The organism is Acidovorax sp. MR-S7 (genome assembly GCF_000400995.2).
Classification (GTDB): domain Bacteria; phylum Pseudomonadota; class Gammaproteobacteria; order Burkholderiales; family Burkholderiaceae_C; genus MR-S7.
In genome coordinates this window covers 178134-200008 of the sequence record NZ_DF238897.1, presented here as the reverse complement: position 1 = coordinate 200008, position 21875 = coordinate 178134, and the positions used below count along the sequence as shown (strand labels likewise).

Annotated in this window: 24 protein-coding genes; 13 read left to right on the top strand and 11 right to left on the bottom strand. The window is 71.7% G+C overall.

Annotated features, from left to right (window positions below):
- Positions 1-85: 85 nt before the first annotated feature.
- Positions 86-457 (top strand): CidA/LrgA family protein, encoded by a 372-nt coding sequence (locus AVS7_RS03185; protein ID WP_034689875.1) that lies wholly within the window; start codon positions 86-88, stop codon positions 455-457.
- The gene (locus AVS7_RS03180) at positions 457-1170 is read left to right on the top strand and encodes an LrgB family protein (RefSeq protein WP_020227075.1); all 714 of its coding nucleotides are present in this window, start codon (positions 457-459) and stop codon (positions 1168-1170) included. Before AVS7_RS03185 ends, AVS7_RS03180 begins: the two co-directional genes overlap by 1 nt.
- Here the strand turns inward: AVS7_RS03180 and AVS7_RS03175 are convergent.
- The gene (locus AVS7_RS03175) at positions 1165-2124 is read right to left on the bottom strand and encodes a LysR family transcriptional regulator (protein WP_020227074.1); all 960 of its coding nucleotides are present in this window, start codon (positions 2122-2124) and stop codon (positions 1165-1167) included. The two genes, AVS7_RS03180 and AVS7_RS03175, sit on opposite strands and share 6 nt — an antisense overlap.
- A gap of 132 nt (positions 2125-2256) precedes the next feature.
- Here AVS7_RS03175 and AVS7_RS03170 point away from each other — a divergent pair, with 132 nt between their 5' ends.
- Both AVS7_RS03170 and AVS7_RS03165 read left to right on the top strand, forming a co-directional pair.
- Positions 2257-3453 (top strand): acyl-CoA dehydrogenase, encoded by a 1197-nt coding sequence (locus AVS7_RS03170; RefSeq protein WP_020227073.1) that lies wholly within the window; start codon positions 2257-2259, stop codon positions 3451-3453.
- Positions 3454-3512: 59 nt separating this feature from the next.
- A complete protein-coding gene (locus AVS7_RS03165) occupies positions 3513-4751 on the top strand; it encodes a CaiB/BaiF CoA-transferase family protein (protein WP_020227072.1) in 1239 nt (412 codons plus the stop codon).
- A 58-nt stretch (positions 4752-4809) separates the two neighbouring features.
- Here AVS7_RS03165 and AVS7_RS03160 read toward each other — a convergent pair whose 3' ends face one another.
- Together AVS7_RS03160 and AVS7_RS03155 are read right to left on the bottom strand one after the other, a co-directional pair.
- Complete coding sequence (locus AVS7_RS03160) at positions 4810-5175, bottom strand: DUF1428 domain-containing protein (RefSeq protein ID WP_020227071.1); 366 nt, start codon at positions 5173-5175, stop codon at positions 4810-4812.
- A gap of 13 nt (positions 5176-5188) precedes the next feature.
- Complete coding sequence (locus AVS7_RS03155) at positions 5189-5641, bottom strand: VOC family protein (protein WP_020227070.1); 453 nt, start codon at positions 5639-5641, stop codon at positions 5189-5191.
- Positions 5642-5931: 290 nt separating this feature from the next.
- Between AVS7_RS03155 and AVS7_RS03150 the strand changes: the two genes are divergently transcribed.
- Both AVS7_RS03150 and AVS7_RS03145 read left to right on the top strand, forming a co-directional pair.
- Positions 5932-6426, top strand: a complete 495-nt coding sequence (locus tag AVS7_RS03150) for a hypothetical protein (protein WP_034689873.1) — start codon at positions 5932-5934, stop codon at positions 6424-6426.
- 8 nt (positions 6427-6434) lie between these two features.
- A complete protein-coding gene (locus AVS7_RS03145; protein ID WP_020227068.1) occupies positions 6435-7055 on the top strand; it encodes a DUF4124 domain-containing protein in 621 nt (206 codons plus the stop codon).
- On the opposite strand, the gene AVS7_RS03140 is transcribed toward AVS7_RS03145, so the two are convergent.
- The gene (locus AVS7_RS03140) at positions 7043-7984 is read right to left on the bottom strand and encodes an NAD-dependent epimerase/dehydratase family protein (protein WP_034689824.1); all 942 of its coding nucleotides are present in this window, start codon (positions 7982-7984) and stop codon (positions 7043-7045) included. The genes AVS7_RS03145 and AVS7_RS03140 overlap by 13 nt on opposite strands.
- Before the next feature lie 45 nt (positions 7985-8029).
- Here AVS7_RS03140 and AVS7_RS03135 point away from each other — a divergent pair, with 45 nt between their 5' ends.
- On the top strand, positions 8030-9070 hold the full coding sequence (locus AVS7_RS03135; protein WP_034689868.1) for a CDP-6-deoxy-delta-3,4-glucoseen reductase: 1041 nt from the start codon (positions 8030-8032) through the stop codon (positions 9068-9070).
- A 151-nt stretch (positions 9071-9221) separates the two neighbouring features.
- Here AVS7_RS03135 and AVS7_RS03130 read toward each other — a convergent pair whose 3' ends face one another.
- Positions 9222-9572, bottom strand: a complete 351-nt coding sequence (locus tag AVS7_RS03130; protein ID WP_020227065.1) for a four-helix bundle copper-binding protein — start codon at positions 9570-9572, stop codon at positions 9222-9224.
- Positions 9573-9695: 123 nt separating this feature from the next.
- Between AVS7_RS03130 and AVS7_RS03125 the strand changes: the two genes are divergently transcribed.
- Entirely contained in the window at positions 9696-10667 is a 972-nt protein-coding gene (locus tag AVS7_RS03125) for a tripartite tricarboxylate transporter substrate binding protein (RefSeq protein ID WP_020227064.1), read from the top strand.
- A gap of 89 nt (positions 10668-10756) precedes the next feature.
- On the opposite strand, the gene folK is transcribed toward AVS7_RS03125, so the two are convergent.
- Genes folK through hda form a run of 4 tightly spaced genes read right to left on the bottom strand, consistent with a single transcriptional unit; the run spans position 10757 to position 14161 of the window.
- Entirely contained in the window at positions 10757-11236 is a 480-nt protein-coding gene (folK, locus tag AVS7_RS03120; protein WP_020227063.1) for a 2-amino-4-hydroxy-6-hydroxymethyldihydropteridine diphosphokinase, read from the bottom strand.
- 2 nt (positions 11237-11238) lie between these two features.
- Positions 11239-12792, bottom strand: a complete 1554-nt coding sequence (pcnB, locus tag AVS7_RS03115; protein ID WP_020227062.1) for a polynucleotide adenylyltransferase PcnB — start codon at positions 12790-12792, stop codon at positions 11239-11241.
- Entirely contained in the window at positions 12789-13472 is a 684-nt protein-coding gene (locus AVS7_RS03110; protein ID WP_020227061.1) for an HAD family phosphatase, read from the bottom strand. The genes pcnB and AVS7_RS03110 overlap by 4 nt, the downstream gene beginning before the upstream one ends.
- Positions 13469-14161, bottom strand: a complete 693-nt coding sequence (gene hda / locus AVS7_RS03105) for a DnaA regulatory inactivator Hda (protein WP_020227060.1) — start codon at positions 14159-14161, stop codon at positions 13469-13471. Before hda ends, AVS7_RS03110 begins: the two co-directional genes overlap by 4 nt.
- A 125-nt stretch (positions 14162-14286) precedes the next feature.
- Between hda and purM the strand changes: the two genes are divergently transcribed.
- Both purM and AVS7_RS03095 read left to right on the top strand, forming a co-directional pair.
- Entirely contained in the window at positions 14287-15330 is a 1044-nt protein-coding gene (purM, locus tag AVS7_RS03100) for a phosphoribosylformylglycinamidine cyclo-ligase (RefSeq protein ID WP_020227059.1), read from the top strand.
- A 14-nt stretch (positions 15331-15344) separates the two neighbouring features.
- Complete coding sequence (locus AVS7_RS03095) at positions 15345-16373, top strand: AI-2E family transporter (protein ID WP_020227058.1); 1029 nt, start codon at positions 15345-15347, stop codon at positions 16371-16373.
- A 61-nt stretch (positions 16374-16434) separates the two neighbouring features.
- Here AVS7_RS03095 and AVS7_RS25020 read toward each other — a convergent pair whose 3' ends face one another.
- Entirely contained in the window at positions 16435-16833 is a 399-nt protein-coding gene (locus tag AVS7_RS25020) for a helix-turn-helix transcriptional regulator (RefSeq protein ID WP_024000859.1), read from the bottom strand.
- A complete protein-coding gene (locus AVS7_RS25015) occupies positions 16827-17381 on the bottom strand; it encodes a hypothetical protein (protein ID WP_024000858.1) in 555 nt (184 codons plus the stop codon). The genes AVS7_RS25020 and AVS7_RS25015 overlap by 7 nt, the downstream gene beginning before the upstream one ends.
- A 129-nt stretch (positions 17382-17510) precedes the next feature.
- Here AVS7_RS25015 and AVS7_RS03085 point away from each other — a divergent pair, with 129 nt between their 5' ends.
- Genes AVS7_RS03085 through AVS7_RS03075 form a run of 3 tightly spaced genes read left to right on the top strand, consistent with a single transcriptional unit; the run spans position 17511 to position 21753 of the window.
- On the top strand, positions 17511-19493 hold the full coding sequence (locus tag AVS7_RS03085) for a TonB-dependent receptor (protein ID WP_024000857.1): 1983 nt from the start codon (positions 17511-17513) through the stop codon (positions 19491-19493).
- Positions 19494-19507: 14 nt separating this feature from the next.
- A complete protein-coding gene (locus tag AVS7_RS03080) occupies positions 19508-20530 on the top strand; it encodes a methyltransferase domain-containing protein (protein WP_024000856.1) in 1023 nt (340 codons plus the stop codon).
- Positions 20527-21753, top strand: coding sequence for an MFS transporter (locus tag AVS7_RS03075; protein WP_020227055.1), 1227 nt, complete (start codon positions 20527-20529; stop codon positions 21751-21753). The genes AVS7_RS03080 and AVS7_RS03075 overlap by 4 nt, the downstream gene beginning before the upstream one ends.
- Positions 21754-21875: the final 122 nt, after the last annotated feature.

The following is a 21875-nucleotide window of genomic DNA, read 5'->3' as shown; positions in this document are numbered from 1 at the left end:
GCCACGCCAGCGTATTGCGACTGCGCCGCTCGCGCAATCGGCCGATCACCCACGCCCGCGCAGGACATGGGCGATGATCGCGCCCATGGTCTACGCCCTCACCGCGCTCTTCGCCTTCCAGCTCCTTGGAGAGCTTCTCGTCCAATGGCTGCACCTGCCGCTGCCTGGCGCGCTGGCGGGCATGCTGCTGCTGCTCGCCGCCCTGCTCGCCTACGGCCGCGTGCCCGACGCGCTGGAGCGCACGGCGGGCAGCCTGCTGCAGAACATGATGCTGCTGTTCATCCCGGCCATCGCGGGCGTGATGCTGCACTTCGAACGCATCGCGCGCGAGTGGCTGCCCTTCCTCGTGGCGGGCATCGCGGGCGCGGCCATCACGCTGGCGGTGACGGCGTGGACGCTGCGCTGGCTGCTGCGTGACAGCGCGCACACGCGCCCCGCCGAAGAGGAGCGCACCTGATGGACGCCCTGACTGCCTGGCTGGCCGCCTCGCCTTTGCCCTGGCTGGTGCTCACGATGCTGGCCTACACGTTCACGCTGGCGGTGTACCGGCGCAGCGGCGCACACCCGCTGCTGATCCCCCCGCTCACCGCCACCGCGCTCGTCGTGGCCGTGCTGCTGCTCACGGGCACGCCTTACGCCACCTACCGCGAAGGCGTGGGACTGCTGAGCTTCCTGATCGGCCCGGCCACGGTGGCCCTGGCCGTGCCCCTGTTCGCGCAGCGCGAGCGCATCCGCCAGCTCTGGCGCCCCATTGGCGTGGCCCTGCTGGTGGGCGGTACGGTGGCCATCGTCTCGGCCCTGCTGATCGCCTGGGCGCTGGGCGGCACGCGCGAGACGCTGATGGCGCTGGCGCCCAAGTCGGCCACCATGCCAATCGCCTTGCCGGTGGCCGAGCGCATGGGCGGCCCGGCGTCGCTGGCGGCGGTAGCCGTGGCCATTACCGGCATCGCGGGCGCAGTGCTGGCCGCACCGCTGATGCGCCTGCTGCGCGTGCACGACCCTGCGGTACGCGGCTTCGCCATCGGCCTGACGGCCCACGCCATCGGCACGGCGCGCGAGCTGCAGGTGCATCCCACGGCCGGCGCGTTCGCTGCACTGGCCATGAGCCTGAACGGCGTGGCCACGGCGGTGCTGGTGCCGCTGTGCGTGGCGGCGATGCCCTGGCTATGACAGCGGCGCCGCGGCAGTGCTTGCCATCTCCTGAAGCCACGCGGCGAATGCCGCCAGCACCGGCGGCTGCGCTTCGCCGGGGCTGACGAGGTAGTAGCCGCGCTCGCCGCGCAGCGGCCGGGCGCAGGCCACGACGAGGTCGCCGCGCGCCAGTTCGGCCTCGATCAGCATCGGCGGGATCAGCGCCACGCCCAGGCCCTGCGCGGCGGCGGCGGCCGTCATCGAAAACAGCTCGTAGCGCGGCCCGTCCAGCGCGCGCGGCGCGTCGTGCACGCCCATGGCGCCGAACCACTGCTGCCAGCCATAAGGCCGCGTGCTCTGCTGGAGCAGCGGCAGGCGCGCCAGCGCCTGCGGCGGCAGGCCCTGGTGGGCGCGCCCGGTGCCGCGCGGCATGCCTGACTGCTGCGCGGCCGATTCGAGCAGCTTCGGACTGCATACGGGCACCACGTCCTCCTGCATCAGCAACTGTGCCTGCACGCCGGGCCAGTTGGCCACTTGCTCGGGTGTGCCGGCGTAGAGCGCCGCATCGAACGTGGTGTCGGAGAACAAAAAAGGCCGCGTGCGCGTCTCGATGTGCACCACGATCTCGGGATGGCGCGCGGCCAGCAGCGGCAGGCGCGGGATGAGCCAGCGCGTGGCGAAGGTGGCCACTGCCGCGAGCGAGACGGCGCCGCCGTGGCCCTGGTGGGCCATCACGTCGAGCGTGCCCTGCTCCAGCTCCTGCAGCCAGCGCGCCACCTGGCGGCCGTAGTGGCGCCCGGCGGGCGTAAGCACCACGCCGTGGCGCGTGCGGCGAAAGAGCTGCACGCCCAGCTGGTCTTCCAGCGCAAGGATCTGGCGCGACACGGCGCTTTGCGTGAGCGCCAGCTCCTGCGCAGCGCGTGTATAGCTCTCGTGCCGCGCGGCAGCCTCGAAGCAGGCCAGGGCCTGGGTGGATGGAAGGTGGCGGCGCATGCGCGCACTCTACCCCATACATTCCATAAACGCATTTCTGGATGCAAACTACTCGCTTGCCATCTCTTTAGCGGGAGCCCTACGATGCACGCATTCCGCATGTATTCCCCTCTTTTTCGCACAGGAGACACCATGGCCCACGCCCGCTTCCAATGGGACGACCCCTTCCTCATCGAACAGCAGCTGACGGACGACGAGCGCGCCATCCGCGATGCCGCCGCCGCCTACTGCCAGGACAGGCTCGCCCCCCGCGTGCTGGAGCAATTCCGCCACGAGAAGACCGACGTGACCATCTTCCGCGAGATGGGCGAGCTGGGCCTGCTGGGCCCCACCATCCCCGAGCAGTACGGCGGCCCCGGCCTGAACTACGTGGCCTACGGCCTGATCGCCCGCGAGGTGGAGCGTGTGGACTCGGGCTACCGCTCCATGGCCAGCGTGCAAAGCTCGCTGGTGATGGTGCCCATTCATGAATTCGGCACCGAGGCGCAGAAGCAAAAGTACCTGCCCAAGCTGGCCAGCGGCGAATTCATCGGCTGCTTCGGCCTGACCGAGCCCGACCACGGCTCCGACCCCGGCAGCATGGCCACGCGCGCCTACAAAACAGCCGGCGGCTACAAGCTCAAGGGCACGAAGATGTGGATCACCAACAGCCCCATCGCCGACGTGTTCGTGGTCTGGGCCAAGGAGGTGTCCGAGGGCGGCGCCGTCGGCCCCATCCGCGGATTCGTGCTGGAGAAGGGCATGAAGGGCCTTTCCGCCCCCGCCATCCACGGCAAGGTGGGCCTGCGCGCCAGCATCACCGGCGAGATCGTCATGGACGACGTGTTCGTGCCCGAAGAGAACGCCTTCCCCGAGGTGCGGGGCCTCAAGGGCCCCTTCACCTGCCTGAACAGCGCGCGCTACGGCATCGCCTGGGGCGCCATGGGCGCGGCCGAGTTCTGCTGGCACACCGCGCGCCAGTACACGCTGGACCGCAAGCAGTTCGGCCGCCCGCTGGCCGCCAACCAGCTCGTGCAGAAGAAGCTGGCCGACATGCAGACCGAGATCGCCCTGGGCCTGCAGGCCGCGCTGCGCTTCGGCCGCATGAAGGACGAAGGCATCGCGTCGGTCGAGGGCACCTCCCTCATCAAGCGCAACAACTGCGGCAAGGCGCTGGACATCGCCCGCTTGGCGCGCGACATGATGGGCGGCAACGGCATCAGCGACGAATTCGGCGTGGCCCGCCACCTGGTGAACCTGGAGGTGGTCAACACCTACGAGGGCACGCACGACGTGCACGCGCTGATCCTGGGCCGCGCGCAGACCGGCCTGGCCGCCTTCGCCAACTGACACTCCTGAAACAGTAGCTGCTTGCGCTTGCCTGGCAAGCGCTGGAGTTCGATTTGACCATGAACCATTCCACAGGCGCCCTGTCGGGCATCAAGGTGCTCGACCTCTCGCGCGTGCTCGCCGGCCCCTGGTGCACGCAGACCCTGGCCGACCTGGGCGCCGACGTGGTCAAGGTGGAGCGACCCCAGGCCGGCGACGACACGCGCCACTGGGGCCCGCCCTTCCTGAAAGACTCCGCGGGCAACGACACGCGCCAGGCCAGCTACTTCGCGGCCTGCAACCGCAACAAGCGCTCCCTCACCGTGGACATGGCCCACCCCGAGGGGCAGGCCCTGCTGCGCCGCATGGCGCAGGAGGCCGACGTGGTGGTGGAGAACTTCAAGACCGGGGGCCTCGCGCAATACGGGCTGGACTACGAGAGCCTGAAGCGCCTGAACCCGCGCCTCGTCTACTGCTCCATCACCGGCTTCGGCCAGGACGGGCCCTATGCCGAGCGCGCGGGCTACGACCTCATGGTGCAGGCCCTGTGCGGCCTCATGAGCATCACCGGCCATGCCGACGGCGCGCCCGGCGGCGGCCCGCTGCGCATGGGCGTGGCCGTGGTGGACCTGTTCACGGGCCTGTATGCCAGCAACGCCATCCTGGCCGCGCTGCACGCACGCAACGCCACCGGCGAGGGCCAGTACATCGACATGGCCCTGCTCGACGTGGGCATGGCCGTGCTCGCCAACCAGGCCAGCGGCTTTCTCGCCACCGGCGCGGCGCCGCAGCGCGCGGGCAACATCCACCCCAGCCTGGCGCCCTACCAGGACTTCGCGACCAGCGACGGCAACGTGCTGCTGGCCATCGGCAACGACGGGCAGTTCCAGCGCTTCTGCGCCGCCGCGGGCCACCCGGCCTGGGGCCAGGACGAACGATTCGCCACCAACACCGCGCGCGTGCGCAACCGCCCCGACCTGCTGGCGCTGATGGAGCCGCTGATGCGCACGCGCACCACGGCCGAATGGATCATGCTGCTGGAAGACAAGGCCGTGCCCTGCGGCCCCATCAACACCATCGCCCAGGCCTTCGACGATCCGCAGGTGCGCGCACGCGGCCTGCGCGTGGACCTGCCGCGCGATGCCGGCGACGGCATCGCCACCGTCAGCGGCGTGGCCAGCCCCCTGCGCCTGTCGGCCACGCCCGTCACCTACCGCAACGCGCCGCCCGCACTGGGGCAGCACACCGACGAGGTGCTGCGCGGGCTGGGGCTGGACAGCGCCGCCATCGCCGCGCTGCGCGCGGCCGGGGCCGTCTAGCGCTATTTTTAAGATAGCTGCCAGCGCTTGCTGTACAAGCGCTGGAGGCCGATCTTTCTCAAACGCCCCAGCCCTTCTCGACCAGGCCGCTGAAGCCGCCCCAGAACATCCGCATGCCGTCGAAGGGCATGTTCTCGGGCGAGCACTCGATGCGCGGGTGCTTCATCACCAGCGCGTTGATGCGGTCGCGCTCGGCGCGCGAGGGGTAGACGATCCACGCGAACACGACCACCTCGTCCTCCCGCAGCTGCACGGCCTGGGGGAACGAGGTCTGCTTGCCGGGCTGCACGTCATCGGCCACGCACTCGAAATACTGCAGGGCGCCGTATTCCATCCACACCTCGCCCGCCTTCTGTGAGAGCGCACGGTAGGCGTCCAGCTTGGCGCGGGGCACCGGAACGACGAATCCATCGACGTAATGCATGGGGGTTCTCCTTTCAGGCCGGTGCCTGCACGTTGATCATCCACGGCGTGCCGAAGCGGTCGACCGCCATGCCGAAGCCGGACGAGAAGAAAGTCTCCGCGAACGACATGGCCACCTGGCCGCCTTCGGCCAGCGCATCGAACACGCGCCGGCCCTCGGCCGGCGTCTCCACCTGGATCGACACCCACAGGCCCTGCGGCTTCTGGTAGCCGCCGGCGCAGGCGCCGGAGCCCTGGCCCGGCATCGCCGGCATGGCATCCGAGCCCATGAGCGATTGCGCACCCGCCTGCAGATGCACGTGCATCACACGCCCCCTTGCCGACTCGGGCAAGGGCGGCATCCCGGGCTGGGGCGGCATTTCACCGAAGGTGCCCTGGTAGACGATGGTGCCGCCCAGCACCTTGGCGTAGAAGGCGAATGCCTCGGCGCAATTGCCGTCGAAGTTCAGGTAGGGGATGAATTGCATGCGGTGTCTCCATGGTTTGTGAACAGCATCTACATGCTAGGAATAAAATGGATACTGTCCACATAGTTGCGCCGCAAGGCGGTAATTCTTTGTTGGCGGCGCACGCGCTTCGCGCAGGGAGCGCCGGCGGAGGCGCAGCCGCAACAATCCGACACAATGGTGAAGCAGCGGCAAAAGCTGACAAAGTTCACCCCGGGGGGTCAACCAAAATACGCTGGCGGGCGTCTCACCCTTAGCGCCAAACCATGCGCCGCGCCAACCTCCGCCCCGCGGCCTACAGGGAGACCACCATGCCTTCACCCCGCTTTCTTCGCCTCGGTGCCATCGGCACGCTCGCCGCACTGGCAGTGGGCTGCGTGGCCGTGCCAGGCGATCCGTACTACGACGGGGGCGGCTACTACCCCAGCCCGGCGCCCGCGGTGACCGTCTACGAACGCCCCGGCGTGATCTATTCGCAGCCGGTCTATGTGCCCCCCCCGCGCCCCGTCTGGCGCGACCGCGACGACTGGCGTGAGCGCCAATGGCGCGACACCCGCGAGCGCGAGCGCCGCGAGGCCGAGCGCCACCGGGAAGCCGATCGCCGCGAAGCGGACCGCCGCCGCGATGCCGAGCGCCGGGAGGCGGACCGCCGCCAGGCCGAGCGGCAGCGCGAATGGGACCGCCGGCGCGAGCAGGACCGGCGCGAACAGGACCAGCGCGAACAGGACCAGCGCGCCGAACGCCCCAACCGTGGCAACCAGCCCGTGCCCGGCCGGCGCTACGCCCCCACCCCCGACTGGCGCTGAGGCCTGCCGTGCCCCTGACCCGCACCCCCCTGCACGCCGTGCTCCTGGCCGCCGCGTGGCTGGCCCTGCCCGCCGCAGCCCAGGTCACGCGCTGCACCGACCCTGCCACCGGCAAGGTCACCTACACCGACGGCGGCTGCGCCCGGGGCGAGGCCGCACGCGAGGTCGAGGCGCGCAAGACGCCCGAGGAACTCCAGCAGGAGCGCGAGCAGGCGGCCGAGGCATGGGAGCGCAAGCGCGAGCGCCAGCAGCACGAGTCCGCGCAGCGCCGCGATACCGAGCGTGCCGAACGCGCGGCAGCTCCGGCCGGCAACGACCCCGCCCGGTCCGTGGCCTGCCAGCGCGCGCGCCGCAGCCTGCAGGAAGTGATGGGCACGCTGGGCCGCGGCATGTACGACGAGCAGGCGCGCCTGGACGCTGCGCAGCGCGAGGCGGACCTGGCCTGCCTCAGCCCCGCCGACTTCGCCCGGGCCGAACGCGCACGCGCCAGCCGCGCCCAGGCGCCGTACTACACGCCCCCGGTGGTCGTCGTGCCTCCGCGCCCCGGGCCGCGCCCGCCGCCGCGCGAAATCACCCACTGCAACGTGTTCCGCTGCTACGACAAGCAGGGCAATACCTATCCGCGCTGATCCGCGCGCAGCCCCTCGGCCACGGTGGGGTAGCGCAGGCGCACGCGCAGCTCGCGCGCCAGGCGCTCGGTGAGCAGCCGGCGCGACTCGCCCATGAAGCTCAGCAGCGACACCGGCAACTGCGCGCGCGCCGCGTCGCGCGACACGCGCGGCGGGCGCGGCAGGCCGTACAGGTCGGCTGCCAGGTCGAAGTAGTCGCCCATCTTCAGTTCGCTGCGGTCGCTCGCATGGTAGGTGCGCTGCGGCCGCCCGCGCCACAACGCCGCCACGCAGGCGCGCGCCAGGTCGTCGGCGTGGATGTGGTTGGTGTAGACGTCGTCGTGCGCCTGCAGCACGGGCGTGCCGCGCAGCAGGCGCGCGCGGGGCGTGCCGCCCTCGCGGTCGGCCGCGTAGATGCCGGGCACGCGCAGGATGCTCACGCGCACGCCCGCGCGCCCCAGGTGGCGCACGGCGCGCTCGGCATTCACGCGGCGCTGGGCGCGCGGCGTGGCCGGGGCCACGGGGCGCGATTCGGCCACCCACGCGCCCGCGCAGTCGCCGTACACGCCGGTGGTAGAGGCGTAGACCAGCGCCTGCGGCAGCGTGCGCAGCCGCAGCGCGCGCGCCAGCGCCACGCTGCGCGGGTCCAGCCACCAGCGCGGGCCCACCTCGCGCTCGCCCGGAGGCGGCGCCAAGTGCAGCACGCGCGTGGCCACGCCCGCCAGGCGGGCCAGCGTGGCAGCCTGGTCCAGGTTGCCCACCAGCGGGGTGATGCCGGCGGCGCGCAACGCGGGCACGCGCTCGGGCGTGGAGGTGAGCGCCAGCACGCGGGCGCCCGCGCCGAGCGCGCGCGCGGCGCGCAGCCCCACGTCGCCGCAGCCGACGATGAGCACGCGCTGGCGCCGGAAGCGCGCGGGCAAGGCGCCGAGGGGTGTTTGGTTTGAGGGCAAAATCGACCGGTTTGCTTGTTCAAGAATGCCAAGGATACCCACGCCATGACCGCTTTCCAGATCACCGTGCAGCCCAGCGGCCGCGCCTTCGAGGCGCAGGCGGGCGAGGCCATCCTGGCCGCCGCCATCCGCGGCGGTGTCGGCCTGCCCTACGGCTGCAAGGACGGCGCCTGCGGCTCGTGCAAGTGCAAGAAGCTCAGCGGCTCCGTGGAACACGGCGAACACCAGTCCAAGGCGCTCAGCGCCGAGGAGGAGACCGCGGGCTACGTGCTCACCTGCTGCGCCCGGCCCTTGAGCGACGTGGTGCTCGAATCGCGCCAGGTGACAGACGAAAGCGCCTACCCCATCAAGAAGCTGCCGGTGCGCGTGGCCTCGCTCACGCGCGCCTCGCACGACGTGATGCAGGTGCGCCTGCAGCTGCCCGCGGCCGACACCTTCCGCTACCACGCGGGGCAGTACATCGAGTTCATCCTGCAGGGCGGCGCGCGCCGCGCCTATTCGATGGCCAACGCGCCGCACACGCAGGAGGGCACGCCGGGCGTGGAGCTGCACATCCGCCACATGCCCGGCGGGCGCTTCACCGAGCACGTGTTCGGCGCCATGAAGGAAAAGGAAATCCTGCGCGTGGAAGGCCCCTTCGGCAGCTTCTTCCTGCGCGAGGACTCCGACAAGCCGCTGGTGCTGCTGGCCTCCGGCACGGGCTTCGCGCCCATCAAGGCGCTGATCGAGCACATGCAGCACAAGGGCACCGCGCGCCCGGCCACGCTGTACTGGGGCGGGCGCCGCCCGGCCGACCTGTACATGGACGGCTGGATCCGTGAGCGCCTGGCCGAGATGCCGCAGCTGCGCTACGTGCCCGTCGTCTCCGACGCGCTGCCCGAGGACGGCTGGACGGGCCGCACGGGCTTCGTGCACCGGGCGGTGATGGAGGATTTCGCCGACCTGTCGGGCCACCAGGTCTACGCCTGCGGCGCTCCCATCGTGGTGGACTCCGCGCGCGCGGCCTACAGCACCGAGCGCGGCCTGCCGCCCGACGAGTTCTACGCCGACGCCTTCACCTCCGAGGCCGACAAGCACGGAACCTGACCGGAGCCCCACTGCAAAGCTGGCGCGCCTCCAGGCGAGGGCAGCCGCGCAAGGGCCGCCCCGCAGCGGGGGCTGCGTCCCCCTGCCCGCATTGCGCAGCAATGCGAGAGCGGGGGGAAGGCCCGCAGGGCCTCAGGGGGGTGCCCTCTATTCAGGCGATCATGTCGCGGCACAGACTGGCGCAGCGCTTGCACGCCTCGGCGCAGTCCTGGCAGTGCTCCGCCGCATGGCTTGCGCATTCCTGCGCGCAGCTCTCGCAGATGCGCGCGCACAGCTCGCAGATGTAGGCCACGTGCGGGCTCTCGCGGGCCATGGTGGCGGCGGCCAGGCGGCAGATGCCGGCGCAGTCCATGTCCAGCACGATGCACTTGGCCATGTGGCGCGGGTCGGGCTCGCGCAGGCAGGCGGCGGCGCAGAAGTCGCACGTGGCGGCGCAGGCGTTGCAGGCCACGATGCAGTCGGCGTAGCGCGAGGCGTCCAGGGTGGAAGGTGTGTCCAGCATGTCGGTCCTTTCATCGAGACGGGCGGGCGCACCCATCGTAGGAAGGGGCGGCGCACCGCGCCGTAGGACGGCGCCCGCATTGCGGCGCCCCAGGCCCGGCAGTTTTTTGCACAATGGAGGGCTATGAACCGCAGACACCTCCTCCTTTGCGCCGCCTCCGCCGCGGCGGCATTCGCAGCCCCGCTGAGCCATGCGCAGGATACGCCGATCCGCCTGGTCGTGCCCTACGCGCCCGGCGGGCCCATCGACGTCACGGCGCGCGCGCTGGCCGAGCGCGTGAAGGACACGCTGGGCACGGTGATCATCGACAACAAGGCGGGCGCGGGCGGCAACATCGGCGCCGACCTGGTGGCCAAGTCCGCGCCGGACGGGCTGACCATCGGCATCGCGGCCACGGCCACGCACGCCGTCAACCCCTGGCTCTACGCGCGCATGCCCTACGACGCGGGCAAGGACTTCGCCGGCATCACGCAGATGGTGCGCGTGCCCAACGTGCTGGTGGTGAACGCCGCGCGGGCCGAGCAGCTCAAGATCCGCACCCTGCAGGACCTGATCGCCTACGCCAAGGCCAACCCGGGCAAGCTCAACTACGGCAGCGGCGGCAACGGCAGCGCCGGCCACCTGGCGGGCGAGATGTTCAAGCAGAAGGCCGGCATCTACGCGCTGCACATCCCCTACCGCGGCGCCAGCCCGGCGCAGCTGGCGCTGCTGGCGGGCGAGGTGGACTTCAACATCGACAACCTGGCCGCCGCCGCGCCCAACATCAAGGCAGGCAAGCTCAAGGCGCTGGCCGTCACGTCGCTGGCCACCAGCCCCATGCTGCCGGGCGTGCCGCCGCTCTCGCACACCTACCCGGGCTTTTCCATCGACACCTGGTGGGGCCTGGTGGCACCCGCCGGCACGCCCAAGCCGGTGATCGCCAAGCTGGGCAAGGCCTTCACCGACGCGCTCAAGGCGCCCGAGACGCAGACCCGCTTCGAGCTGCTGATGGCCGAGCCCGTGCCCACCTCGCCCGAGCAGTTCGACGCCTTCATGGCCGCCGAGCGCGCCAAGTACCAGCAGGTGGTGAAGTCCTCCGGCGCACGGGTCGATTGAAAACGATAGCTGGTCGCGCTTGATACGCAAGGGTTTCCGCATGTTTTCATGCTGAAAACTTTGGATGGCAAGCGCGGGCAGCTATCGTTTCAGAAGCCCACCCAGTCCTGCTCCACGCGCTCGATGCGCTGGCCCGTCACCGCGGCGAGTTGCTCCGCACGGACCAGGCCGGGCGCCAACTCCGCCAGCGGCAGCAGCACGAAAGCGCGCTCGCCCATGCGCGGGTGGGGCACGGTGAGTTCGGGGCTGTCCAGCCGTTCGTCGCCATGGAGCAGCAGGTCCAGGTCCAGCGTGCGCGGCGCGTTGCGGTAGGGGCGTTCGCGGCCGGCGGCCTGCTCGATGGACTGCAGCGCGTGCAGCAGCGCCAGCGGCGCGAGCGGCGTGTCCAGCTCGGCCACGGCATTGAGGTAGTCCGGCCCGCCGGCATCGACGGGCGCGCTGCGGTAGAGCGACGAGACGCGCAGCACGCGCGTGCCGGGCAGCGCGGCCAGCGCCCGCACGGCGACGCGCAGCGCGGCGCGGGCGTCGCCCAGGTTCGCGCCCAGGCCGATCCAGGCGCCCACGTTCACGCTCAGGCCTCGGGCGCTGCGCTGCCCTCGCCGCCCGCGGGCTTGCGGCGGCGCCGGCGGCGCTTCTTGGGCGCGGCGCCGTCGGCGGCGGGCACCTCTTCCACGTCATCGCCCTGTGGCGCCGGCGCCGCAGCGGCAGGCGCCTTGGGCACGCGGCGCACCACGGACGCGGCCTTGCGCTGCTGCTGGCGCTGCTCCTCGCGCGCCTGCGCGATCATGTCCTGGCGGCGCGCGTCGTCGGTGATGGAGAACTCCTGCCACCACTCGACCAGGCCTTCGCCCACCTCGCCCACATCGGCGCGCAGGCGCAGGAAGTCGAAACCCGCGCGGAAGCGGATGTGCGCCACCATGCCGAAAGGCGTGCTGCCCGAGCGCTTCTCGAAGCGCGGCTGCATGACCCAGATCTCGCGCATGTCGGCGGCCAGCTTGCCGCGCCCGGACACGTCGCCGATGCGCTGGTCGAACACCGCGTCGATCGCCTCCTGCAGCGCCGGGAAGGCGTGCTCGCCGCGCGCCAGGCGCTGCTCCCAGCCGGTCTTCACGTCGGGCCACAGCACGCAGGCCAGCAGGAAGCTGGGCGCCACGGCCTTGCCCTCGCCCACGCGGCGGTCGGTGTCCTGCAGCACGGCCTGCACCAGGGGCTCGCCAGCGCGCTCCACCACCACGTCCAGCAGCGGGTAGATGCCCCGCTCCAGGCCCAGCTTCTGGAGCTGCTCGATGGATGCGCTGGCGTGGCCCGTCTGCAGGAGCTTGAGCATTTCGTCGAACAGGCGGCTCTGCGGCACCTCCTGCAGCAGGCGCTTGCATTCGGCCAGCGGCTTGGCGGTCCTGGCCTCCAGCGTGAAGCCCAGCGCGCTCAGCTTGGCCGCGAAGCGCACGGCGCGGATGATGCGCACCGGGTCCTCGCGGTAGCGCGCGGCGGCGTCGCCGATCATGCGCAAGGTTTTCTTCTTCGCGTCCTGGATGCCCTTGTGGAAGTCCACCACGATCTGCGTCTGCGGGTCGTAGTACATGGCGTTGACGGTGAAGTCGCGCCGCGTGGCGTCCTCGTCCTGCGGACCCCAGACGTTGTCGCGCAGCACGCGGCCCGATGCGTCCACGGCGTGCTGCATGCCCGCCAGGGCGGCCTTGCTGGTCTTCTCGTTGCCGCTCACGGCCTCAGCCGCGGCGTTGTCCAGGTAGGCGCGGAAGGTGGAAACCTCGATCACCTCGTGCTCGCGGCCGCGCCCGTGCACCACGTGCACGATGCGGAAGCGCTTGCCGATGATGAAGGCGCGGCGGAACAGCCCCTTGACCTGCTCGGGCGTGGCGTCGGTGGCCACGTCGAAGTCCTTGGGCTTGAGGCCCAACAGCAGGTCGCGCACGGCGCCGCCGACGATGTAGGCTTGGTAGCCCTCGTCCTGCAGCGTGCGCACCACGTCGATGGCGCGCCGGTCCACCAGCGCGGGGTCGATGCCGTGCACCGAGGCCGGCACTTCCTCGCGCTTGCCGAAGCGGGGCTTGGCGCCGCGCGGGGCCGCCTTGCCCAGCAGTTTGTCGATGAAGGTCTTGATCATTTTTTTTCTTCGAAAAGGTCCAGGATGCGCCAGCCGCGCTCCTGGGCCAGCGCCCGCAGGCGCGGATCGGGGTTGGTGGCGACGGGATGCTGAACTTTTTCGAGCAGCGGCACGTCGTTCATGGAGTCGCTGTAGAAGGTGCTCTCCACGCCCGCCCAGTCCAGGCCGCGCGCGGCCAGCCACTCCTCCATGCGCCGCACCTTGCCTTCGCGCATGGAGGGCACGCCGCGGATGGCGCCGGTATACCAGCCGTCGCCACCGCGCTCCAGCTCCACGGCCAGCAGCTGTTCCACGCCCAGCGCCTGGGCGATGGGACGGGTCACGAACTCGTTGGTGGCAGTGATGATGAGCACCTCGTCGCCCGCGTCGCGGTGCTGCTTCAGCAGCGCCAGCGCCTGCGCGCGGATGGCCGGGGCGATCACCTCGCGCATGAATTGCGCGTGCGCGTCGGCCGCGGCCTGCGCGCCGCGCCGGCACACGGCCTCGGTGGCGAAGCGCACGTACTCGTGCACGTCGAGCGTGCCGGCCACGTAGGCGTCGTAGAACGCCTGGTTGCGCCGGCCGAACTCGGCCCGGTCGGCCCAGCCGATGCGGATGGTGAACTCGCCCCACTCGTAGTCGGAATCGAGCGGCAGCAGCGTATGGTCGAGATCGAACAGGGCCAGACGGGGGCGGGTCATTCGGATTCCAGCATGGTCTTGAGCAAGGGGATGGTGACCGCGCGCTGCGTGCGCAGGGCGAAGCCGTCGAGCCGGTCGAGCAGTTGCGTCAGGTGCCCCAAGTCGCGCGAGAAGCGGCCCAGCATGTAGTCCAGCACGTCGTCGGACAGGAAGATGCCGCGCGCGTCGGCCTGCTGGCGCAGCACGGCGCGGCGCTCGGGTTCATGAAGCAGGTGCAGCTGGAACACGTGGCCCCAGCCCAGGCGCGTGCGCAGGTCGTCGCGCAGCGGCAGGTCGGCCGGCGGCACCAGCCCGGCCGCCAGCACCCAGCGCGGCGCGCCCACGGCGGGGCTGATGGCATTGACGAACCAGTTGAACGCGGCCGCCTGCTGCCCGGTGGTGTAGAGGTGCACGTCGTCGAGCAGCACGGCGCTCCAGCGCTCGTCGAAGGCCGTGGGCGCGGCCACGGAGGCATCCAGCCAGCCCACGCGCGCACCCTGGCCGCGCAGCGCCTCGTACACGGCGCGCAGCAGGTGCGACTTGCCCGTGCCCGTCTCGCCCCACAGGTAGGTGGGCACGGGCGAGCGCGGCACCGCGCCGTCACCGGCGGCCAGGCGCAGATGCTGCAGCGCCTGGTCGTTGGGACCGGCGTGGAAGTTGTCCAGCGTGGGGCCGGTGGCCAGGCCGATGTCGAGCGCCAGTTGCTTCATCGGACGTGGCGGGAGGTATGGGATTGCATGGGAAGCGGATGGAAAAGCCCTGCCGTCGCAGAGCCGGAGCAGCCGGTGATTTTACGGCCCCTTAAAATCCGCTGTTTTCGCCCACCCGCACCTCCATGAGCTCCTCCACCCCCATCTCGTACAAAGACGCCGGCGTCGACATCGACGCGGGCGACGCCCTGGTCGAACGCATCAAGCCGCTGGCCAAGAAAACCCTGCGCGAGGGTGTGATGGCCGGCATCGGCGGCTTCGGCGCGCTGTTCGAGGTGCCCAAGCGCTACCAGGAGCCCGTGCTGGTCAGCGGCACCGACGGCGTGGGCACCAAGCTCAAGCTGGCCTTCGAGTGGAACATGCACGACACCGTGGGCATCGACCTGGTGGCCATGAGCGTGAACGACGTGCTGGTGCAGGGCGCCGAGCCGCTGTTCTTCCTGGACTACTTCGCCTGCGGCAAGCTCGATGTGGACACCGCCGCCGCCGTCGTGGGCGGCATCGCCAAGGGCTGCGAGCTGTCCGGCTGCGCGCTGATCGGCGGCGAGACGGCCGAGATGCCCGGCATGTACCCGGCGGGCGAATACGACCTGGCCGGCTTCGCTGTGGGCGCGGTCGAGAAGTCCAAGATCCTGACGGGCAAGAACGTGGCCGCGGGCGACGTGGTGCTGGGCCTGGCGTCGAGCGGTGTGCACTCCAACGGCTTCAGCCTGGTGCGCAAGTGCATCGAGCGCGCACAACAAGGTGGCGCCGATCTGCCCGCCACGCTGGATGGCAAGCCCTTCAAGCAGGCCGTCATGGAGCCCACGCGCCTGTACGTTAAGAACGTGCTGGCCGCGCTGGAAAAGCACCCCATCAAGGCCCTGGCCCACATCACCGGCGGCGGCCTGCTGGAGAACATCCCGCGCGTGCTGCCCGAGGGCCTGGCCGCGCACCTGAAGGCCGGAAGCTGGCCACAGACCGAGCTGTTCGCCTGGCTGCAGAAGACCGCCGGGATCGACGACGTGGAGATGAACCGCACGTTCAACAACGGCATCGGCATGGTGGTGGTGGTGGATGCGGCCCATGCCGACGCCACGGCTGCGACGCTGCGCGCCGCGGGCGAGGCGGTTCATGCGATCGGCACGATCGCCGAGCGCGGCGCGGGTGCCGCCGTCGTGGTGGCCTGATACCGCTTCCTTCCATGGCTTCCGGGCAACCGCCCTTCCCGCCGCCCACGCGCGGCGTCAAGATCGCCAGCTACCTGCTCATGGGCGGCACGCTGCTGTTGGTGATGCTGCGCGGCCTGCTGCCCGGCCTGCTGTGCGTCTGCCTGGGCTTCCTGCTCACGCGCTGGCTGGCGCCGCGCCTGGGGTGGCTGCCGCGCCGCCTGCCGGTCAGCGGGCAGACGCTGGCCGCTGCGCTGGTGATGCTCTCGCCGCTGCTGTTCATGGCGCTGGCGCTGTCGCACTCGCGCACCTACATCGTCGATGCGCCGCAGCAGTACCGCGAGCTGCTGGACTACCTGGCGCGCACCGTGCTGGAGCTGCGCCTGAAGCTGCCACCCGACATCGCCGCCCAGCTGCCCGCGGGCGCGGCCGAGATCCAGCGCGCCATCGCCGGCTACCTGGCGGCCAAGTCGGGCGCGCTCGCCATGGCCGGGCGTGTGTGGCTCACCGGGCTGCTCTACGCCTACGTGGGACTCCTCATCGGCGCGCTGGCCGCCGTGCGCAGCATGAAAGGCACGCGCGGGCCCCTGGCGCAGGAACTGGCACTGCGCGTGGCCCGCATGGGCGATGCCTTCCGCCAGATCGTCGCCGCGCAGTTCTGGATCGCGGCCTTCAACACCCTCCTCACCGCCCTGTTCCTGCTGCTGGTGCTGCCGCTGTGGGACATGCGGCTGCCCTACACGCCCGCGCTCATCACGCTCACCTTCGTGGCTGGGCTGGTGCCCATCGTGGGCAACCTGCTGTGCAATGCGGTGCTCACGCTGGTGGGCCTGTCCGTCTCGCCGACGGCAGCGGTGGCCTGCCTGGCCTTCCTGATCCTGATCCACAAGGCCGAATACGTCATCAATGCCAAGGTGGTGGGCCAGCGCACGCACATGGGCGTGTGGGAGCTGCTGTCGGTGATGTTCGTGGCCGAGGCGGTGTTCGGCCCCGCCGGGCTGGTGGCGGCGCCGCTCTTTTACGCCTATCTCAAGAAAGAGCTGGAGGCGGCGCGGCTGGTCTGAGGTTTTTTGGTGAAATCGGCCTCCAGCGCCCGCCAGCCCAGCGCCAGCAGCTATCTTTTTTCTACCCGGATCGCCGCCCGAAAACCGACTTGGGGCTGCGCCCGAAGAAGCGCGTGAACGCCGCGCTGAAATTGGACGGGTGCGCGTACCCCACCTGCCAGCCCGCCTGCGCCACCTGGCAGCCTGTCTCCAGCAGCGCCCAGGCGCGGCGCATGCGCAGCTCCAGCAGCATCCGCTGCGGCGTGGTGCCGAACACGGAGCGAAAGCCCTGCTTGAGGCGGTGCTCGTTCATGCCTACCGAAGCACACAGCCAGGCCAGCGTGATGTCCCGGTCCATCCGCGTGGCGAGCAGCTCGCGCGCCCGCTCCAGCCGTTCCAGCTCGCCCTCCGACCAGCGCAGTGTGGGTGCCGGGGGCGGCGGCGCAAGGTGGCGCAGCTCCAGCGCCGCCAGGCTCAGCATGGCGATGTGTAGATATCCAGCGCATCGGTGGGCTGCGGGCCGGGCGGCAGCATCAGCCGCCGCGCCAGCGCCAGGCTGCCGGGCAGGCTGGCGCGGTGGTCGAGCTGGCGCACGCCGTCCACCTGCGTGAGGCGCTGCGACAGCTCCGCGCCCAGGTAGCGATCCAGCGCCTGCCCGCCGATCAGCAGGCGCAACTGGCGCACCGGCCGCCCCGCCGCGTAGCGCCGCTGGCCCTGGCTGCCGCGAAACGCCGCCAGCGTGGTCATGCCCGCGGCGAAGCGCAGCGCGCCGCCACCCTGCGCCAGAAAGCCCGATTCGCCCGACAGGCCCAGCGTGATGACCAGCGTGCGGCCCTGGTCGGAGGTATCGGCGTTCACGCTGTCCTCGGCCAGGTCGCTCACTGGGCAGTAGTGCGAGCGCGCCAGCACCAGCCCGTCGCCCAGCGAGAAGCGCTCGGCATGGCAGTCGCCCAGCTCGGCGGGCAGCGCCTGGCGCACCCAGCCGGGCGGGTTTGAAGCGGGTGTGGCGCAGAGGTGGCAGGGGGTCATGCGGCGGGCCGCACGGCGTTTCGCATACGAAATGCTCCGCCGTGCATATGTTTTCAAATGATAGCGATTCTCATCTTTCCCAGAATTGGACGGCCATCCCTTAGCCCTCCTGGAAAGGACGAGAACCCCATGCCATCCCCTCACCGCTGGCCTCTTGCGCCCCTCGCCGCCGCCTTGGCGCTGTGCGGCGCCGCCCGCGCGCAGCCCGTGCTGCCCGAAGTCACCGTCACCGTGAACAAGCAGGCCGAGAGCCTGGACGCGCTGCCCGCCAGCGTCTCGGTGTTTGATGGCGCGGCGCTGGAATCCACCGGCATCCACGGCCTCGACGCGCTGGCGGCCCAGGTGCCGGGCTTCACGTTCCAGGCGTTCGGGCAGTCGGCCACGCAGCCGCCGGTGATGCGCGGTCTGACGGCCAACTTCGTCTCGTTCTCATCATCGACGCTGCTGCTCGTCGATGGCGTGCCCACGCTCATGGCCCAGGGTTTCGACCACAGCCTGCAGGGCGTGGAGCGCGTGGAGGTGCTGCGCGGCCCGCAGTCCACCTTGCACGGGCGCAATGCCGAGGCGGGCGTGGTCAGCATCATCACGCGCCAGCCGGGCGATGCACCCTATGCCGCGCTCTCCGGCGAAGCGGGCAGCCACGGCCAGCGCGCGGGCAGCCTGGAGCTGGGCCGTGCGCTGGTGCCCGGGCAGCTCTACCTGGGCCTGTCGGGCGAATGGCGGGAGCAGGACGGCTTCATCCGCCACCAGTCCACGGGCCAGCGCGTGGACGGGCGCGAACGCCAGAGCGGGCGCCTGGTGCTGCGCTGGACGCCTACCACCGCCACCGAGGCCAGCCTGCGCTACGCCGCGCAGCGCTGGGACGACGGCGCGTCGCTCTGGGGCAGCGTCCAGGCACCGCGCGCCAGCGTGAACTCGGGCACGGAGGGCTGGAACCGCTCGCGCGGACGCACGCTGTCGCTCGACGTGTCGCACCGTTTCGGCCCCGGCCTGCGGCTGCGCTCCATCACCGCGCGCAACGTCTTCGACGACCGCGTGCTGCAGGACACCGACTTCCAGCCCGCCAGCCTGATGCACGTGAAGCGCGACTACCGCCTCGCCACCACCTCGCAGCAGCTGCGCCTGGAAGGCGAGACGCGGGGCGCGCGCTGGCTCGCGGGCCTCTACGCCGACCGCGACGGCCACGACCTGCGCTACGAGCAGCAGTTGCCCACCGGCCTGATGCGGCCCACGGCCCGGCTCGGCGGCAGCACCACCGCCCTGTTCACGCACTGGACGGTGCCGCTGGCCGACCGCTGGACGCTGACCGTCGGAGCGCGCATCGAGCGCAACCGCGTGCGGCTGACGCCGCAGGGCAGCGCGCGGCGCGGCGAAGAATGGTCGCGCTTCAGCCCCAAGCTCTCGCTGCAGTACCAGTGGGCGCCCACGGCGCAGGTCTACGCCACCTACAGCGAGGGCTACCGCGCGGGCGGCTTCAACGTGTTCTCGCCCGCGATGGGCTATGCGGGCTACGCGCCCGAGACGGTGCGCGCCGTGGAGATCGGCGCCAAGGGCCGGCTGCTGGATCAGCGCCTGCGCTACGCGGCCGCCCTCTACACCCAGCAGGTGCGCGACATGCAGGTGCAGCAGATGGGCCTGCCCGGCGTGGTCTACATGACGAACGCGGCGCGCGCCCGCTCCACGGGGCTGGACCTGGAGCTGGACTACGTGTTCAGCGGTGGCTGGCAACTGCAGACGGCGCTAGGGCTGAACCGCACGCGCTTCGGGCGCTTCAGCGACGGCGCTGCCGTTTACGACGGCCACCGCAACCCCTTTGCGCCCGACGTCAACGCGCACCTCGCGCTGCGCTACGACGCGCCGCGCGGCTGGTGGGCACAGGCGGCGGTGCAGGGCACGGGCAAGGTCTATCTGGACGCAGCCAACCGCTACACCCGCCCCGGCTACGCGCTGCTGAACCTGGCCGCGGGTTATGCGAGCGGCCCCTGGGAAATCTCGGCCTACGTGCGCAACGCCGCCAACCGGCGCTACGACGCCGTGGGCTACCTGAACGGCCAGGTCGTCGTCTACAGCCCGCCACGCGAGCTGGGCCTGCGGCTGACGTGGCGCATGTGATGGAGGAAGACGCCATGAACACCCCTCACCCGCTGCAGCCGCTGTGGAACCTCGCCACCGCCCAGGTGCAGGCCGAGGCGCTGGTGCTGGCGCTCGAATCCGGCGCGCTCGACCGCCTGGCCGAGCCGCACACGCCCGGCGCGCTCGCCCAGGCGCTGGGCTGGCACGCGCCCAACACCGCGCTCTGGCTGGAACTGCTCTGGAGCATGGGCGTGCTGGAGCGCGACGCCTCCAGCTACCGCCTCTCGGCCTTCGCCCAGCGCTATCTGCACGGCGACTCGCCTCAGAACTGCGGCGGCGCGTGGCTGTTCCGCCTGCGCTCGCTGCGCCGCGCCAGCAGCCTGATGCAAGGCCAACTGGAGCACGGCCCGCAGGGCGACGGCCAGGCCGCCCCGCTGCTACCCGCCGCCGCCGAGGGCTGGGCCACCGCCGCTCGCGCGCAGATTGGCCAGGAGCAACGCGCGGTCAGCGTGCCCGCCGCGCTGGCCGTGCTGCAGCAGGTGCCCGAAGCCGCCGCCGCGCACCGCCTGCTCGACCTGGGCGGCGGCCCCGGCTGGATCGCGCTGGCGCTGCTGCAGGCCCGGCCCGCGCTGCACGCCACCGTATTCGACTGGCCCGAAGCCGTGGCCGTGGCGGCGCAGAACGCCCTCGAGGCCGGCCTGTTCGATCGCTTCACCGCCCTGGGCGGCGATCTGGCGCAAGGCGGCATCGGCGCGGACTACGACCTCGTGTGGTGCTCGTCGGTGCTGCACTTCGTGCCCGACGCCGCAGCGGCCGTCGCCAAGGTCTTCGCGGCGCTGGCGCCCGGCGGCGTCTTCGTCTGCGCCCATGCCGAGGTGCCCGATGCGCCCGCCGAGGCGCTGCGCGTGCTGCCCTACTACCTGCCCATGCGCCTGCTGGGCCGCCGCGTGACGCGCCGGGGCGAGCTGCGCGCGCTGCTGGCGCAGGCCGGGTTCATACATATCGAAGAGATGCAGTCGCCCGCCTTCCCGATGGCGCCGCTGGGCGTGCTCGTCGCTCGCAGGCCCGCCGCATGAACGCCCGCCCCGCCTGGCTGCTGCAGGCCCTGTTCGGCTGGCTGCACCTCACGCTCACCGCGCCCAGCGTCTATCTGTGGCTGGGCCTGCCGCTGGTGATGCGCCAGCATGGCTGGTCAGGCACGGCCATCGGGCTATTCCAGCTCGCGGGCCTGCCCGCGCTGCTCAAGTTCGCGCTGGCCGCCCCCGTGGAAGCGCGCGGCGCGGGCGGTGCGCCGCGCTACCGCGCTTGGGCGCTGGCCCTGTGCCTGGGCTATGCGGCGGTGCTGCTGGCGCTGGGCTGGCAGGAGCTGCTGGCGCAGCGCGCCTGGCTGTTCGCGCTGGCCTGCGCCGCCGCGCTGGCCGCCACCTGGGCCGACATTCCCGTGAGCGCGCTCGCCATCCGCCTGCTGCCGCCCGACGAGCGCATGCGCGCCGGAGGCGTGCGCGCGGCAGCCCTGTCGCTCGGGGCCATCGCGGGCGGCGGGCTGATGCTGCTGGTGCAGGCCCGCTGGGGCTGGCGCGCGCCCTTCGCGTGCCTGGCCGCGGCGCTCGCCAGCGGCACGCTGCTGCTGGCCTGGGCGGTGCGCCGCGAGCCCGCCGACGCGCCGCAGCCCCAGGCACCGCGCCCCCACCTCGCCGCGCTGGTGCGCGGCTGGGGCGCGCAGCCCGGCGCGTGGCGCTGGGCGGTGCTGCTGGTGAGCTACTTCCCGTTCATCGGGGCGGCGTGGTTCTATTTGAAGCCGCTGCTGCTCGACCACGGCTTCGCCCCCGCGCAGGCCGCGTGGCTGGCGGGCATCGCGGGCGGCGTGGTGGCGGCGCTGGCGGGCGCAGCCTCGCCGCTGCTCACGCGGCGCATCGGCATGGCGCGCGCGCTGCCGCTGTACGCGGGCCTGAACGTGGCGGCGCTGGCGCTGCTGGCCGCCGCCGTGGGGCTGGGCGCGCCGGCGGCGGGCATGGCGGCGGCCGTCATGTGCGTGGCGGCGGCGATGGGCGCCGCGTCCGCCTGCGTGTTCGGGCTGATGATGCAATTCGCCCGCCCGCGCTGGCAGGCGTTCGACTACGGCTGGCAGGCCAGCCTGTTCGCGGGCAGCCGCATGCTGGTGCCGCTGGCCGCGGGCGTGGCGCTGGATGCGGCGGGCGCCGCCGCCATGCTCGCGGGCCTGACGGCCGCCGCCGCGCTGGCCTGGTGCTGGGCGTGGCGCTGCTCGCGCGACGATTGGGCCGTTAACGCCGCAAAGTGATCGAAGCGGGACGGCCTGGCGCGCCGCGCGTGGCGGCATTTCGGGCCGGCCGGCACGCCGTCGGCGCAGCGCGACGCCTGACCTGAGCCCCTCGCCAACGCCGGGGCGTTGGGCTATCCTGC